The organism is Massilia sp. 01N410 (genome assembly GCF_056399665.1).
In genome coordinates this window covers 144,453-158,335 of the sequence record NZ_JBFTRV010000002.1, presented here as the reverse complement: position 1 = coordinate 158,335, position 13,883 = coordinate 144,453, and the positions used below count along the sequence as shown (strand labels likewise).

The following is a 13,883-nucleotide window of genomic DNA, read 5'->3' as shown; positions in this document are numbered from 1 at the left end:
CGCTGACGCTATTGTCTAATGATTGCTTTCCGTAAGGCAACCCTTGTTGCTTCGTCATTTGCATTATTTTGTGCGTTTGCACAAGCCGCCACGCAATCGATTCCGGTGCAAATCGAACAAGCCGCCCGTGCCGAGCTCGACCGGCAGATGGCCGCCGCCGGCTTGACGGAGCCCCAATTCGAGGTTGCCGTCGTTACCAGCCGCGCCGCGCCGCCGTGCGCCCAGAACGTCGTCATCGAAGCGCTCGACACCCGCTCTCCGCAGAGAATGCGCTTCCTGGCGCGCTGTAATGACACCCCCGGATGGCGGTACGAGTACATCGTCCGCGCCCGCGTGACGGCGATGGTGGCCATCGCCGCGGCGCCGGTCGCGGCCAACGAAGCCTTGACGGATGCGCAGGTCACGATCGAGCGCCGTGATATTTCCAACATCGCCGATCCAATCAGTTCGCCTGATGAAGCTATCGGACAAATGTCACGCCGCATGTTGCGTCCTGGAGACATTTTGCGCAGCGGGCAGCTCAGCGCGCCGGTCCTGGTCAAGCGCGGCGATGCAGTACTCATGATTGCGCGCCGCGAAGGCGTCGAAGTCAGCACGGCCGGCGAGGCGATGGATGCCGGCGCGCGCGGCGCCGTGGTCCGGGTGCGCAACGCCGGCAGCGGCCAGGTGGTGCGCATGCGCGTTGCCGGACCGGGCACCGTCGAACCCATCGATAGCGGGCTCAGCCGCTGATTCCCTGCAGCTTGCCGGCCAGCCGCGACAACTTGGCCGCGTAGCCCGGATCGGTTGCATAGCCGCCCTTGGCCAGCGCCGAGGCGAAGGCGTGGGCGTTGCTGCCGGCTCCCAGGGCGCCGCGGAAGCGCGGGTTATCGATCAGCATCTGGGCGTAGTCGCGGAAGGCGCTGGCCTGGTCCGGATAGGCGCGGAAGCGCGCGCTCGTCTTGAGCGCTGCGCCGCCGACGTATTCGGTAGTCGCGGATTCGGCGACGTCGCCGGCCCAGCCCTTGCCGGCCTTGATGCCGAACAGGTTGAAGCTCGGGCTGCCGTCGGCGTTGCGCAGCGGGCGCTGGCCCCAGCCCGATTCCAGCGCGGCGTGGGCCGATACCAGTTCGGGGGCGACGCCCAGCTTGTCGGCCGCTTCCTTTGCCCACGGCGCGATGCTCTCCAAAAAAGCCTGCTGGTCGGGCGACGCCTCGCCGCCGTCGCCGACGATGGCGTTGGCGGCCTGGCCGACGCGCGCCTGCCATATGCTGCCTTCCGCGCTCAGCATCGCACGACCGCTGCCGCCAACGACGCTGTCGCCGCTGCCGTTCTGGATGAAGGACGCGACTTCTTCCTGGACCGAGCCGAAGATGTTCCCGAAGCCGCTACCGCCGCCGATGCCCGCCGTCGGGCGGGTCGCCGCGGTCGGCGCGGTCGCCGTGATCGAGGCAGTGGTGAATTCAGTCTGGCGCATAGAGCTGGTCCTCGCCGTGCAGCACGCGCTGCATCACGGTGTACTGGTCGGCCATCAGCTTGCCGTTGCGGGCGGTGGCCTCCTTGCAGTCGCGCACCTGCTGTTCCAGCTGCTGCCAGTCGGCAGTGGCGCGGCCGCGCTGCGCGGCAGGCAGGCCGTTCAGCATGTCGTCCATGGTGGCGGCGGCGCCGTGCAGGGCGCGCACCAGCTGCACGCGCTGCTGGCGGCGCTGTTCCATGGCGTCGAGCTGGGGCATCAGTTCGCCGGCCAGCGCGCCGAGTTCGGCGGCGCGGTGGCGCAGCGCGGCCTGGAACTGGCGCTCCAGCAGCTCGCGGATGACGGAGCAGGATTGCATGTCGTGCCGGATACCGTCCAGCAGGCGGGCGACAGCCTGGTCGCGGGTCAGACGGCCCATCGTCAGCCCTGACTGCCGTGGAAGCGCTGGATCAGGCCTGCCAGGCGGCCGGCGTCGAAGGGCAGCTCGCCCTTCTGCAGGGCGTCGCGCAGTTCGGCGACCCTGGCGGCGTCGAAGTCGGGCAAGGCTTTCAGCGCGCTTTGCGCCGGCTGCAGCACGCTCGATTCGAGTGCTTCGCTGGCGGCGACGGGGGCTGCGGCGGGAGCGGCCACGGGGCCGCCGGCCTGCGGCGCGATCGTGATGGAAGGTGTGGAGGCGCCTGTGATCTTCATGCGGGATCCTCGGGGTTTGGATTGAATCGTCATGGTTTCTTCGGCAATTGGCTGCGCAGTTCCTTGAGCCCGTCCTCGCCCGGCTTGGTGATCGACACGTCCTTGCTCAGGTCTTCGGTCTGGGCGGGCGTACCGAACATCGCGGTAATGGAGGCAGCCTGTTTGGTCGTCAGGATCAGCAGTTCGATACGGCGGTTGACGGCGGCGTCGGGTTTGGCGGCATCGACCGGTGCGCGGTCGGCCATGCCGACCACCTGCAGGACGCTTTCCTTCCGCATGCCGCCGATCAGGAGCTGGGAGCGCGCAGCCAGCGCGCGATGGGCCGACAGGCTCCAGTTGGAGTAGCTGTTCGGGTCCTTGCTAGTGTACTGCAAGGAGTCCGTATGGCCTACGACCAGCATCTGATTTTCCATGTTTTCGAACAGCGGCGCCATTGCGCGCAACAGTTTTGAAAAACGGTCAACGGGAATCGGGCTGCCGCGCACGAACATGCCCTGGCGGTCGGTATCGTGCAGCATCACGCGCAGGCCTTCCGGCGTGACCACGGTGGCCAGGTTCGATGCCAGGCCGGCATCGGCGCTCATCTTCTGCAGGGCGTGGGCCAGCGCCGCCAGCTCGGACGGCGATTCATAACGGGTGTGCGCGGTGGCCTTGCCGCCGGCGTCCGGCCCCTGCGCGCCGCCGTTCGCCTTCGGCATCGGGAAGCGTTCGATCAGGCTGCCGCTCGGATTCCCGGCGATCTCGTGCCTGCCGCCGCTGCCTTCGATCAGGCCGGCCGCGGTGTTGTCGCGCACGATGCTCTTGAGGGCCGAGGCCTCGCGCGCGGCAATCAGCCACAGCACCAGGAACAGCGCCATCAACGCCATGCAGAAGTCGGCGAATGCCACCTTCCACGCGCCGCCGTGCTCGTCGTCCTGCTGCTTGCCGCCGCCACGCTTGACGATGGTCTCCTCGAGGTGCTTCTCGCCTTTTTTTGCTGCTTGCATGCTGGTCCGCCCCGTCCCTTAAGCGCGCTTCCTGGCGGCGCCGGCGTCTTCGCCGTCGGCCATGGCGTTGATCCAGGTTTCCAGCTGGGCGAAGCTCGGCTTGGTGTTCAGCTGGATCAGGCGGCGGCCGGCGTCGATCGCCAGCAGCGGCGGCTTGCCGGCCACGTGGGTGCACAGCACGACCTTCACGGTCTCCATGGTCGACGCTTCCGAATTCACCAGCTGTTTCATCATGTTGGAGATCGGATCCAGAACGCCATAGCAGAAGAAGATGCCGATGAAGGTGCCGACCATCGCGGCGCCGATGTGCTCCGCGATCTCGGCGGTGTCGGCGCCGCCGCCGACCGAGTTCATGGTCATCACGATGCCGAGCACCGCGGCCAGGATGCCGAAGCCCGGCATCGCCTCCGCGATCTTGTGCAGCGACTTCGAGGGCTGCATCAGCTCTTCGTGGATGGCGTCCAGTTCCTGTTCCAGCACGCCTTCCAGCTCGTGGGCGTTGATCTTACCCATCGCCATCAGGCGGAAGTTATCGACGATGAAGGCCAGCAGCTTGGGCTCTTCGAGGATCAGCGGATAGCGCTGGAACATCGGGCTTTCCTTGGGCGCCTCGACGTGGGCATCGAGCGCCTTCAGGCCGCCGGCGGCGGTCTGCAGCAGTTCGTACATCAGCAGCAGCAGCTGGCGCTGGAATTCCGAGTCGTGCTTCTGGCGGCCGATGATCTTCTTGAACTGGACCAGCAGCTCGGCCAGCACGTGCTTGGGATTGCCCACCACCAGGGCGCCGACGGCGGCGCCGACGATGATGAGCATTTCGATGGGCTGCCAGATGGCGCCGACGGTGCCGCCCATGAAGGCAAAGCCGCCGAATACGGCGCCCAGCACGATCAGGATGCCAAGGATTTGCATGTTGTTACCTTTCTTGTTTGGTCGTTCAGGCCTGGGCCAGCGCCGCTTTCATCTTGGCCAGCGCACTCTTGTTCAGCTGGCAGACACGGGCGTCGGACAGGTCGAGCACGGCCGCGATTTCCTTGTAGCTGAGCTCGAATTCGTAAATCATCTGGATCACGCGCTGCTCGCGCTCGGACAGGGCGTTCAGGGCCTGTTCGAGACTGCGGCGCACGATGAACTGTTCTTCCGGCCCCGGCGCGCTCTGGGCGCGATCGGTCGACTCCTGCAGCACGTCGTCGAAGCTGAGCAGCTCCTCGGCGACGTCGTCCAGCAGGAACTGGCGCCATTCGTCCTGGCCGATGCCGAGGGCTTCCGCTGCTTCCCGGTCGTTCGGCTCGCGGCCCAGCTTGCGGGTGAGGGCGCGCACGGCGTCGCGCATCTTGTGGCTGTCCTGGCGGACCGCGCGCGGACGCCAGTCCTGGCGGCGCAGTTCGTCGAGGATGGCGCCGCGCACGCGCAAGGAGGCATAGCTGGCGAAGCCGGTGTCCGGCGTGCCGTAGCGGCGCAGCGCCTCCAGCAGGCCGATCAGGCCGATCTGTTCCATGTCCTCGCGTCCCATCGCGCCCGACACCTGCGAGTTGAGCTGGCGTGCGATGCGCTTGACCAGAGGCGCATATGCCACCAGGTGGCGCTGCTCCTCCGCTGCGCTCATCGCCGCGTGCATGGCGGCGCCGGCGTACTCGGTGCTGGCGTAACTGTCGGCGTAGTCGGTCATGTAACCCACATTGTCCCCGGCTGCTATTCGATGATCAGTTTGCCGATCATGACTTCCGCAAACGGCTTTTCAGCATGCTTGCGCTCATAGTCGGCATTGAAGGCGCGATTCAGCTGCGCCGCGTATTTTTCGACCGGCATGGTAGAGGCCTCGGCCATCGTGAAGTTCGACAGCGTGCTCACGGCCAGGCTGCGCAGCAGCGGCAGGTTTTCCTTGGTTTCCTTTTCCCTGGACGGCTCGGTGGCCAGCACCAGGTCGGTCGAGAGGTAGTGGCTCTCGTCTTCGTTCGGGCCGCGGCGCAGCATCACGATGACCTTGTCGAGGGTGACGTATTTCATCGGTTTGGCAGCCTTCGGCTTTTCCTCGGCTGCCCTCTTGTCCGCGCCCGCGGCGACGGCCGGCTTGGGCATGAACCACCACACGGCGCCACCGGCGCCAGCGGCGCTCAGGATCACGGCGCCGGCAATGGCGATGATTGTTTTCATTTTGCTCATCGTTGTCTGACCTTAGTCACGTCCACCCAGGGAGAAAGCGGACGCGTTGTTGCCTGCTTCGGCCAGGGCGCGGCCGGGCTGATTGTCTTCCTGCTCGCGGTCCTGCCGGCGGCCGCGGCCCTGCTGCGGATCGCCGAACGGCGCCGCGCCGTTCTTCGGCGCCGGGACGACCGTCACGGCGACCTCGGTGAACTGGCGCTGCGACAGGTCGCTGCGCAGGTTGTCGCTGACGGTCTGCAGCTGGCGCAGCACCTCGCCGTTGGAGGCCGAGATGTTCACTTCCAGCGCGCCGGCATTGTGACGGATCGCGATGTCGATGCGGCCCAGTTGCGGCGGCTCGAGCCGGATCACGGCCTGCTCGATGCCATTGCCGACCTGGACGTTCATGCGCTGGCCGAGCGCTTCCTGCAGGCTCTGGCGCCATGCGGTCGGCGGACCGGCCAGCTTGACGGTGTCGGCGGCCGCTGCGGTCGGCGCCGGCTGCGATGCGATCGCGCCGGCGAAGGCGGCGCGGTCCGGCGTACTTGCCGGCGCAGCGTTGCCGGTGCCGCCACGGTCGCTGCCCGCATCCTGGCCGCCGGCATTTGCGGCGGCGCCGTCGTTCTGCGCATGGACGGCGAAACGCACCGCCGGCACGGCGTCCGGCTGGACCTGGCGCGCGGCCGGGGGCGACGCCGCGTCGGCTGCCTGCGGCAGGGCCAGGGCGCGGTCCGGTGTCGCGGCGCGGCGGCCATCGGCGCCGGCCGCGGTAGCGCCGGTAGATCTGGCGTCGTCACCGGACTGCGCGCCCGGCGGCTGCGCGGCCTGCACCGCCTGCGCCACCTGGACCGGGGACAGGGGCATCAGCGGCATCGCCATCGCGGCCAGCAGCGCGCCGTCCTGCGGCGGCTGCGCGGCGCCGGCGCCGTCGTCGGCGGCCTTGTCCGGCGTGGCGGCAGCGGCGTCGCCCGCCTGGGTCGTGGCGTCCGGGGCCGCGCCGTCGGCCGGGAGGCTGGCCTGGACCGTCAGTGCGGCGCCCTGCGACTGTTCGCCGAGCCAGGCCGCGAAGGGCTGGATGGCCGCGACCAGCTGGGCGGCGTCAGGCTGCGCAGCGTTGGGCTGCGCGGCAGTCGGCTGGGCGGCGCCCGTTGCGTCGGACGCGGCCTGGGCCGGCTGGGCCGGGCCGGCATTCCTGGCAGCGGCGCCGGCGGATTGGTTGACGGTATTCAGCATCATCATGGTCAAGCCTGGCTCGAGGCAGGTTCGGTTGCGTCGTGCATGGCGTAGGCCATCCAGCCATCCTTGTTGGCGCGCATGTCGTCCATGCGGTCCTTCAGGGTCCGGGCGGCGGCGGCGACGGCGTCGGCGGCGTGATCGTGGGCTTCGCGCAGGCGCTGCAGGGCCGCGCGTTCGGCGCCGCTCAGCGGACCTGCGGCGGCGAGCGCGTCGAGCTGCGGGGCCAGTGCGCGCGTCATCTGCGCCACCTGTTCCCAGGCGGCGCCGTCTGCCGCGCGGCGCAGCGACTCGGCGGTACGGAGGAGGGCGGCCGATTTATCCATTGCGCGCCTGCACGCCGGCCCAACCCTGGCGAATGGTGGTGAGGACCTTCACGACTTCGTCGACCATCTGCGGGTCCTGCTTGACCCCGGCGGCATGCAGGTGCTGGGTGCAGAAATCGTAGAGGTTCGCCAGGTTGGCGACGACCTGTCCACCGCCGTCGAAATCGAGGGAGCTGGAGAGACCGTTGATGATGTCGTTGCACTTGTTGATGCTGGCGGCGCGCTGTTCGTAGCGCTTGGCGACGATGTGGGCGCGGGCGCGGGCCAGCTCTTCGAGCAGGCCGTCGGTAAGCAGCAGCACCAGCTCGATCGGCGAGGCGCGCGAGGTCTGCGCCTCCAGGTTGACGGCGTGGTAGCTGCCGTAGGCTTCTTGATAAGACATCGGAATATCTCTTAGTTTGACTTAGCGTTGCCGAAGAGTGCGTCGAACATCGACACGTTGCTGTTCATCCTGGCCTGCAGGGTCTGCAAGTCGGTGAACTGTTTCAGGTAGCGGTCGTAAGCGGCGTTGTACTGGGCATCCAGGTCGGACTGGCGTTTGGTCAGCGAGGTTTGCAGCTTGGTGATCGAATCGTTGCGCTGGGTGATCTGGCCGGTGGTGCTGTTGCTCCACTGGTTCAGGTAGGTGTTCAGGGAGCCGGCGATGCCCGTCGGGCTGCCGATGCTGGCCGATCCGATCAGCTTGTCCAGGCTGGTCGGATCGAGCGCCAGCTGCTTGGTCAGGCGCGCCGTATCGAGGCTCAGGGTGCCGTCGCGTGCGGCGGTGATGCCGTACGAGGCCAGCGACGGGTTGCCGGTTGCGCGCAGCATGCTGACCAGCCTGCCTTGCAGGGCGCGGACACCGGCGTCGTGTGCGAATGCGCCGGGGCTGGCGCCGGACGACGGATCGCCCGGATCGACCAGGCCGTCGATGACGGACTTGAGCTTGTTGTAGGCGTCGACGAAAGCCTGCACATTCGATTGCGTGGCGCTGGCGCTGCTGCCCACGGTCAGGGTGAACGGGCTTTCGGCCGCTGTCTGGGCACGGGTCACGGTCAGCGACACCCCATCGATGTTCGTGAAGGTGTTCGAGGCCTGCGTGATCGGGGTGCCGGTGGTGGAACTGGTGGCGCCGTACAGGAGAATCGCATCCGTGGCTGCGGCGGTCACCGTGCGCTTGTTGAGCGCCAGGCTGCCGGCGAGCGTGGGGCCGGCGGCGCTCGGGTCGAGCCAGACATTGTTGGCTACGCCGGTGTTCGCCGAGGTCAGCACGAGTTGCGGCACGCCGGCAATCGTGACCACGCCAGCCGACACCCGGCCGGCGTTGGTCGGCTCGCTGTTGATCGCGGCGGCGATCTCGCGTGCGCTCAGGCTGCCGTCGCCATCGGTATCGGCGGCGGCGCTCAGCTGCACGGTGAATTGTCCGGTCTGCGTGGCCGATGGCGAAGGCGGGGTCGCCGCTGGCGTCGCTGGCGGCGCCAGCGTGAGCGTCAACTTGCCGCCGATTTCGCCGTTCTGAGGGACCTGGTAGGAGGCCTGTCCCGCGGTCGCCACCTGCTGGACGAACAGGTTGTAGGTACCCGCCGCGGCGGTCGACTTCGCGGTCGCGCTGCCGACCGTGGTGTTGGACAGGGTCGCGCTCTGGGCCAGCATCGACTTGCCGATGCCGGTCAGGGAGCCCAAGCTGGTCTGGAAGGCGGAGATCGCCGAGCCCAGTTTCGACAGCGCGGTCGAGGTGGCGCTGGCGGTCTTGGTCTGGCTGGTCAGCATTTCCTGCGCGCTCGCGGTCAGCTTCTGTGCCATCGCCTGCGCGGTGCTGGTCGGATCGTAGGTTGGGGCGTTAATACTGGACATGCTTGCTCCTTATTGATTTGCCAGCCACGACTGCGTGGCGATGTCGTCTTCCTGTTTGCGCTGGGCGCGGTCCTGCTCGCGCGCGAACGCGGCTTCGTGCTGGGCCAGCACCTTGCCGAGCAGCTCGCGCCTGGTCCAGGCCTGGGCCAGGTTGCGCTGCGAGACCGCCATGTTCGCGTCAATCAGGTGCAGGTCGGTGCGCTGGGTGTCGGCCAGCGCGAACACGGCCTGCTTGTAGTTGCCGCAATTGGCCGCCAGGGCCGGCGACAGCTTGGCCCCGGGCTGCGCCGACGGGCCGCTGCCGACCGCGAGGTCGGTCAGGCGCTCGACGGCGGCCTGGTAGCGCGCGCGCGTCGCTTCCTGCCTGGCCAGGTCGGCCTGCAGGCGTTCGACTTCGGTGCTGCGCAGGCGCACCAGGGTGCCGAGGCTCGTGATCGTGTCGCTTTTGTTCATCCGGTTGCTCATGCCATCATCGCCATCAGCTGGTCGACGCAGGGGCCGAAGGGCGCGTCTTCGCGCGTGCCCTGGCACAGAAAGGCTTCGATGTGCGGATGCAGCTTCACCGCGCGGTCGGTTTCCGGATCGGCACCCGGCTGGTAGGCGCCGAGCGGGATCAGGTCGCGCACCCGCGCATGCTTCGCCATCGCCGCCTTCAGCCTGCGTGCTGCCTGAGCATGGTCCGGCGTGACCACCTGGGCCATGCAGCGGCTGATCGACTGGGCGACGTCGATCGCCGGGTAGTGGCCGCGCTCGGCCAGCTCGCGGGTCAGCACGATGTGGCCGTCGAGGATGGCGCGCGCGCTGTCGACCACCGGGTCCTGCTGGTCGTCGCCTTCCGCCAGCACGGTGTAGATGGCGCTCATGCTGCCGTCCGGATTCTCGCCGTTGCCGGCCGATTCGCACAGCTGTGGCAGATTCGAGAATACCGACGGCGGATAGCCGCGCGTCGCCGGCGGTTCGCCCAGCGACAGCGCCACTTCGCGCAGCGCCATCGCGTAGCGGGTCAGGGAATCGCACAGCAGCAGCACGTTCTGGCCGCGGTCGCGGAAGTGGGCCGCGATCGCGTGGCACAGTTCGGTCGCCATCACCCGCATCAGGGGGCTTTCGTCGGCCGGCGCCACCACCAGCACAGCTCGACGCAAACCCTCCACGCCGAGCGACTTCTCGACGAATTCGCGCACCTCGCGGTTACGTTCGCCGATCAAACCGACCACGATCACGTCGGCCACGGTCTGGCGCGTGATCAGGCCGAGCAGCACCGACTTGCCGACGCCGGAGCCGGCCATCAGGCCGACGCGCTGGCCCTTGCCGAGCGTGAGCATCGAATTGATCGCGCGCACGCCGACGTCCAGCGGCTCGTCTACCGGCGCCTTGCGCAAGGGATTGACCCTGGGCGGCGTGGTGGACAGGGTCTGGTCGCCGCCGAGGCGGCCCAGGCCGTCGATCGGCTCGCCCAGGCCGTTCACCATGCGGCCCATCCACGAAGGACCGATCTGGATGCTGGACGGGCCGCTGGCGGGCAGCACGCGGGCGCCGGTCACCAGGCCGTCGGCCTTCTTGAACGGCATCAGGTAAGTCACCTTGTCGCGAAAGCCGACCGCCTGCGCGTCCAGCCAGTCGCCGTCGACCAGTTCGACGCGGCAGCGCTGGCCGGTGTGCAGCTTCACGCCGACGCTCTCGAGCAGCAGGCCCTGCACCGCGACCAGGCGCCCGGTGGGCGTGGCCACCGGCACCGCGCCGATGTCGAGCGAACGCAGGGTCTGGGCCAGTGCGCTCACGCTTCCTCCGCCTCTTCGGCAGCCAGGCCTTCACGCACCTGCTCCATGCAGGCCGCGAGACGGCCCTGGCAGCCGGCGTCGACTTCGTGGTCGCCGGCCTTGACGCGGCATTCGCCCGGTTCCAGGCTCGGGTCGGCCAGCAGGTTCCATTTCTTGGCCCGCTTCGGATCCAGCTCCTGGATGCGCTTGAGCTCTTCGGGGTTGAGCAGCACCTCGACCTCGTCGCGGGTCGGCGGCATCGCCGCCAGCGCCTCGTCCACCAGCGCCAGCATCTGCACCGGCTGCAGCGCCAGTTCGGCGCGGATCACCTGGCGGGCGATCTTTCCGACCAGGTCCACCACTTCCTTGCGCTGGGCATTCTTGAATTCGGTATTGAGCTTCTTCAGGGCGCGCAGCATGGCGTCGACCGGCTCGGACATCGCTTCCAGCTCGGCGAGCGCCTGCTGGCGGCCTTCCTCGATGCCGCGCGCCAGGCCTTCGACGTGGCCGGCATCGAAGCCGTCGCTGCGGCCCTGCTCGACGCCGACGTCGTAGCCGTCCTGCTGGCCCTGGCGAAAGCCGTCGGCCATCGCGCCCTGCCAGTCCTGTTCCGCGGTGGCCGAGATTGATGCGGGCGAGGTGCTGCCGCTGGCGGCCAGGAATTGGGCCAGGGGCGGGAAGTGATAAGGCCGGAACTGCTTCATTCGGCGGTCGCCTCGGCGAACAGCTGGACTTCGATTTCACCGTTGTCGGCCAGGTCCTTCACGGCAGCCATGATCTCGCGGCGGGTCTGCTCGATGCGCGACATCGGCACCGGTCCGGAGCGGCGCATCAGGTCTTCGAAGCTCTGTGCCTGGCGCTTCGGCATCGCGCCCAGGATCGCATCGCGCAGGGCCGGCTCGGCGCCCTTGAGGGCGACGGCCCACTGCTCCAGCGGGATTTCGTCCAGCAGGCGCGTGATGGTCTGTTCGGTCTGTTTAGACAGGATGAAGAAGTCGTACATCGACATCTCGATCTGCGACACGACTTCCGGATCGTGGGCGCGCAACAGCTCGACCATGGTGGCGCGGTTGTTCGGCAGGCGGTTCAGGATATCGGCCGCCTGGCGTACGCCTTCCACGGTGGCGCTCTGGGTATCGAGCGCGGACAGGCAGCGCTGCACCAGCTCTTCCAGTTCGGCCAGCAGCTCGCGGTCGATCTCTTCCAGGCGCGCCAGGTTCAGCAGCACCAGTTCGCGGCCTTCTTCCGGCAGCGCGTCGATGATCTGGCCGGCCAGCGCGGGCGGCAGGAAGGCCAGGAAGACGGCCTGCATCTGCACGTGCTCGGCGGCGATGTAGTCGGCCAGCCACTTCGGCGAGGCGTACTGCAGGCGCGCCATCATCGGACGGATGGCGTCGCCGTAGATCGTATTGAGAACGCTGTTGGCGATCTCGCTGCCCAGCGCCAGGTCGAGCGAGCGCTTCAGGTAGTTGCGCGAGGCGCCGTGCAGGCCGCTCTGCTGGCGGTAGTCGTCGAAGAACTTCTGGATCGAGTTCTTCACGGCGTCGACCTTGATGCCGCTCATCCGGCTCATCACCTGGGTCAGCTCGATCAATTCCTCGCGCTCGAGGCAGCGCAGCACGGCGGCCGCCGGTTCCTCGCCGATCGACAGCAGCACGATCGCGGCCTGTTCGACCGGGGTCAGCGCCACTTCCTGCACGTCGTTATTGTTCAGATCCGCCATTTTTCTTCTGTACCCATTGTTTGACCACTTCCGCCACCCGCTCCGGCTCCTTGCCTGCCAGGACCCGCAGATGGTCGACCATCACGTCCACGGCCGAACCGGCCGGTGGCAAATCATAGTTTTCCAGCAGCGGCTGGACCGGCATCGCGTTGCCCAGCGAAGGCGTGCCCGCCGCCGGCAGCGCTGCCGCCGCGCTGCCCGCCAGTGCCGGCGCGCCCGGTGCGGCCAGTGCGCCGGCGGCGCCGTTCAGGGCCGCCGCACCGCCGCCCGGCAGCTGGGCCAGGGCGGGAGCTTGCGCCGCCTGCGGATTGCCGCGCCGGGTCAGCATGCGCATGAGCGGGCGCAGGACCGCGAACCAGGCGAACAGGGCGCCGACGATCCAGGCCGCCCAGCCGGTCATGTCGACCACATTGTCGCGCTGCTGGTACCACGGCTCGGCGGGAGCCGGGGCAGGGAAGCTCAGCGAGGACACCGCCAGCACGTCGCCGCGGTTGGCGTCGATGCCCAGGCCGCCGCGCAGGATCTTGTCGATGTTGGCGATCTCGTTCGCGCTCCAGCCGGTCTTCGGCGAGGCCGCCTTGGCGTTGTTCAGCACCACCGCCACCGACAGCTTCTTGAGGCGGCCGCGCGAGCGCTTGATCTGGGTGATCGCGCGGTCGTAGGCGTACTGGCGGGTGGTCGCATTCTTGCGTGCGCTGCCGTCGTCGCCCTTGGCGTTGGGATCGGCGGCGCCGTTGGCGGCCGCGTTCGGGTCGGCCGGAGGCGCCGAGACCGGAGGACGGTTCGACAGCGTGCCCGGCACACCCAGCGCCACGCGGCTCTTCTCCAGCTCTTCGCGCATCGCTTCGCTGGTGACCTTCGGCGCTTCGCCGTACTTTTCCTGGGTTTCCTCGATCTTGTCGTTGTCGACGTCGGCGGTCACGCTGACCTTAAAGTTGTCGGCGCCGAGGACTGGTCCGAGCAGCTCGTTGACGTTGGCGCGCACTTCGTCTTGGAAGCGCTTGGCGGCGGTGTCGCCCTGGGCGGCGCCGTCGAAGCCGTCGGCCAGGTCGACGCGCGAGGACAGGTAGTTGCCGTTCTGGTCGACCAGCGAGACCCGATTCGGCGCCAGGCTGGCGACGCTGCCCGAGACCAGGTTGACGATCGCGGCGATCTGTTCGTTGGAGAGGGTGTGGCCAGACTTGACCGCGACCACCACCGAAGCCGAGGACTTGTCGCCGTCGCTGGCGACGAAGGAGGTCGACTTGGCGATCGCCAGGTGCACGCGGGCCGAGGCGATGGCGTCGATCGTCAGGATCGACTGCGCCAGTTCGCCTTCCAGGCCGCGGCGGAAGCGCACGTCCTGCACGAATTGCGACACGCCCAGCGGGTCGCTCTTGTCCATCAGTTCCAGGCCGGCCGGCAGCTGCGCCGTCACGCCTTTCGCGGCCAGCAGCATGCGCACCTTGCCCAGCTGGTTGGAGGGCACCAGCACCTGGCCGCTGTCCGGGTGCACGCGGTAGGGCACGTGCTCCGCCTCGAGCACGCTCATCATGTCGGAAGCGGCGACTTTTTCGCGCGCGCCGAAGAGCGGTTTGTAGTCGGCCTGGTCCTTCCACATATACAGGGTGACCGCGGCGGTGATGGCGATCGCCAGCACCAGCATCGGGGTCAGGTTCTTCGACAGCGCGGGCGGCAGCGCCGGCAGGCGTTTTCCGCCGATGGCGGACTTGAGAGCGGCAATCACAGTGAGCTTCTTCCTGA

At 68.2% G+C, this 13,883-nt stretch carries 17 protein-coding genes; 1 reads left to right on the top strand and 16 read right to left on the bottom strand.

Annotation, left to right across the window (positions count from 1 at the left end):
- Nucleotides 1–18: 18 nt before the first annotated feature.
- Nucleotides 19–732: a flagellar basal body P-ring formation chaperone FlgA gene (flgA, locus tag AC1DOP_RS03375; protein WP_477249806.1), complete on the top strand. Its 714-nt coding sequence runs from the start codon at nt 19–21 to the stop codon at nt 730–732.
- Here flgA and AC1DOP_RS03370 read toward each other — a convergent pair.
- Genes AC1DOP_RS03370 through fliF form a run of 16 tightly spaced genes read right to left on the bottom strand, consistent with a single transcriptional unit; the run spans nt 722 to nt 13,866 of the window.
- Nucleotides 722–1,456, bottom strand: a complete 735-nt coding sequence (locus AC1DOP_RS03370; protein ID WP_477249804.1) for a glycoside hydrolase family 73 protein — start codon at nt 1,454–1,456, stop codon at nt 722–724. The two genes, flgA and AC1DOP_RS03370, sit on opposite strands and share 11 nt — an antisense overlap.
- Nucleotides 1,443–1,871 (bottom strand): flagellar export chaperone FlgN, encoded by a 429-nt coding sequence (gene flgN / locus AC1DOP_RS03365; protein ID WP_442122748.1) that lies wholly within the window; start codon nt 1,869–1,871, stop codon nt 1,443–1,445. Before flgN ends, AC1DOP_RS03370 begins: the two co-directional genes overlap by 14 nt.
- Before the next feature lie 2 nt (nt 1,872–1,873).
- Entirely contained in the window at nt 1,874–2,143 is a 270-nt protein-coding gene (gene flgM, locus AC1DOP_RS03360) for a flagellar biosynthesis anti-sigma factor FlgM (RefSeq protein WP_442122749.1), read from the bottom strand.
- 29 nt (nt 2,144–2,172) lie between these two features.
- Entirely contained in the window at nt 2,173–3,129 is a 957-nt protein-coding gene (locus AC1DOP_RS03355) for a flagellar motor protein MotB (protein ID WP_442122750.1), read from the bottom strand.
- 18 nt (nt 3,130–3,147) lie between these two features.
- On the bottom strand, nt 3,148–4,038 hold the full coding sequence (motA, locus tag AC1DOP_RS03350) for a flagellar motor stator protein MotA (RefSeq protein ID WP_442122751.1): 891 nt from the start codon (nt 4,036–4,038) through the stop codon (nt 3,148–3,150).
- 25 nt (nt 4,039–4,063) lie between these two features.
- Nucleotides 4,064–4,795, bottom strand: a complete 732-nt coding sequence (locus AC1DOP_RS03345; RefSeq protein ID WP_442122752.1) for a FliA/WhiG family RNA polymerase sigma factor — start codon at nt 4,793–4,795, stop codon at nt 4,064–4,066.
- Nucleotides 4,796–4,818: 23 nt separating this feature from the next.
- A complete protein-coding gene (locus AC1DOP_RS03340; RefSeq protein ID WP_442122753.1) occupies nt 4,819–5,280 on the bottom strand; it encodes a flagellar basal body-associated FliL family protein in 462 nt (153 codons plus the stop codon).
- A 21-nt stretch (nt 5,281–5,301) separates the two neighbouring features.
- Entirely contained in the window at nt 5,302–6,507 is a 1,206-nt protein-coding gene (locus AC1DOP_RS03335; protein WP_477249800.1) for a flagellar hook-length control protein FliK, read from the bottom strand.
- Between the two features lie 2 nt (nt 6,508–6,509).
- Nucleotides 6,510–6,827 (bottom strand): hypothetical protein, encoded by a 318-nt coding sequence (locus AC1DOP_RS03330; protein ID WP_442122485.1) that lies wholly within the window; start codon nt 6,825–6,827, stop codon nt 6,510–6,512.
- The gene (fliS, locus tag AC1DOP_RS03325) at nt 6,820–7,209 is read right to left on the bottom strand and encodes a flagellar export chaperone FliS (RefSeq protein ID WP_442122486.1); all 390 of its coding nucleotides are present in this window, start codon (nt 7,207–7,209) and stop codon (nt 6,820–6,822) included. The genes AC1DOP_RS03330 and fliS overlap by 8 nt, the downstream gene beginning before the upstream one ends.
- 11 nt (nt 7,210–7,220) lie before the next feature.
- Nucleotides 7,221–8,660: a flagellar filament capping protein FliD gene (gene fliD, locus AC1DOP_RS03320; RefSeq protein ID WP_442122487.1), complete on the bottom strand. Its 1,440-nt coding sequence runs from the start codon at nt 8,658–8,660 to the stop codon at nt 7,221–7,223.
- A 9-nt stretch (nt 8,661–8,669) separates the two neighbouring features.
- The gene (locus AC1DOP_RS03315; RefSeq protein WP_442122488.1) at nt 8,670–9,113 is read right to left on the bottom strand and encodes a flagellar export protein FliJ; all 444 of its coding nucleotides are present in this window, start codon (nt 9,111–9,113) and stop codon (nt 8,670–8,672) included.
- Between the two features lie 8 nt (nt 9,114–9,121).
- Nucleotides 9,122–10,438 (bottom strand): flagellar protein export ATPase FliI, encoded by a 1,317-nt coding sequence (gene fliI, locus AC1DOP_RS03310; RefSeq protein ID WP_477249797.1) that lies wholly within the window; start codon nt 10,436–10,438, stop codon nt 9,122–9,124.
- Nucleotides 10,435–11,121 (bottom strand): flagellar assembly protein FliH, encoded by a 687-nt coding sequence (fliH, locus tag AC1DOP_RS03305; RefSeq protein ID WP_442122490.1) that lies wholly within the window; start codon nt 11,119–11,121, stop codon nt 10,435–10,437. The genes fliI and fliH overlap by 4 nt, the downstream gene beginning before the upstream one ends.
- Entirely contained in the window at nt 11,118–12,140 is a 1,023-nt protein-coding gene (locus tag AC1DOP_RS03300) for a FliG C-terminal domain-containing protein (protein WP_442122491.1), read from the bottom strand. Before AC1DOP_RS03300 ends, fliH begins: the two co-directional genes overlap by 4 nt.
- Nucleotides 12,121–13,866, bottom strand: coding sequence for a flagellar basal-body MS-ring/collar protein FliF (gene fliF / locus AC1DOP_RS03295; RefSeq protein ID WP_477249795.1), 1,746 nt, complete (start codon nt 13,864–13,866; stop codon nt 12,121–12,123). Before fliF ends, AC1DOP_RS03300 begins: the two co-directional genes overlap by 20 nt.
- Between the last annotated feature and the right edge of the window lie 17 nt (nt 13,867–13,883).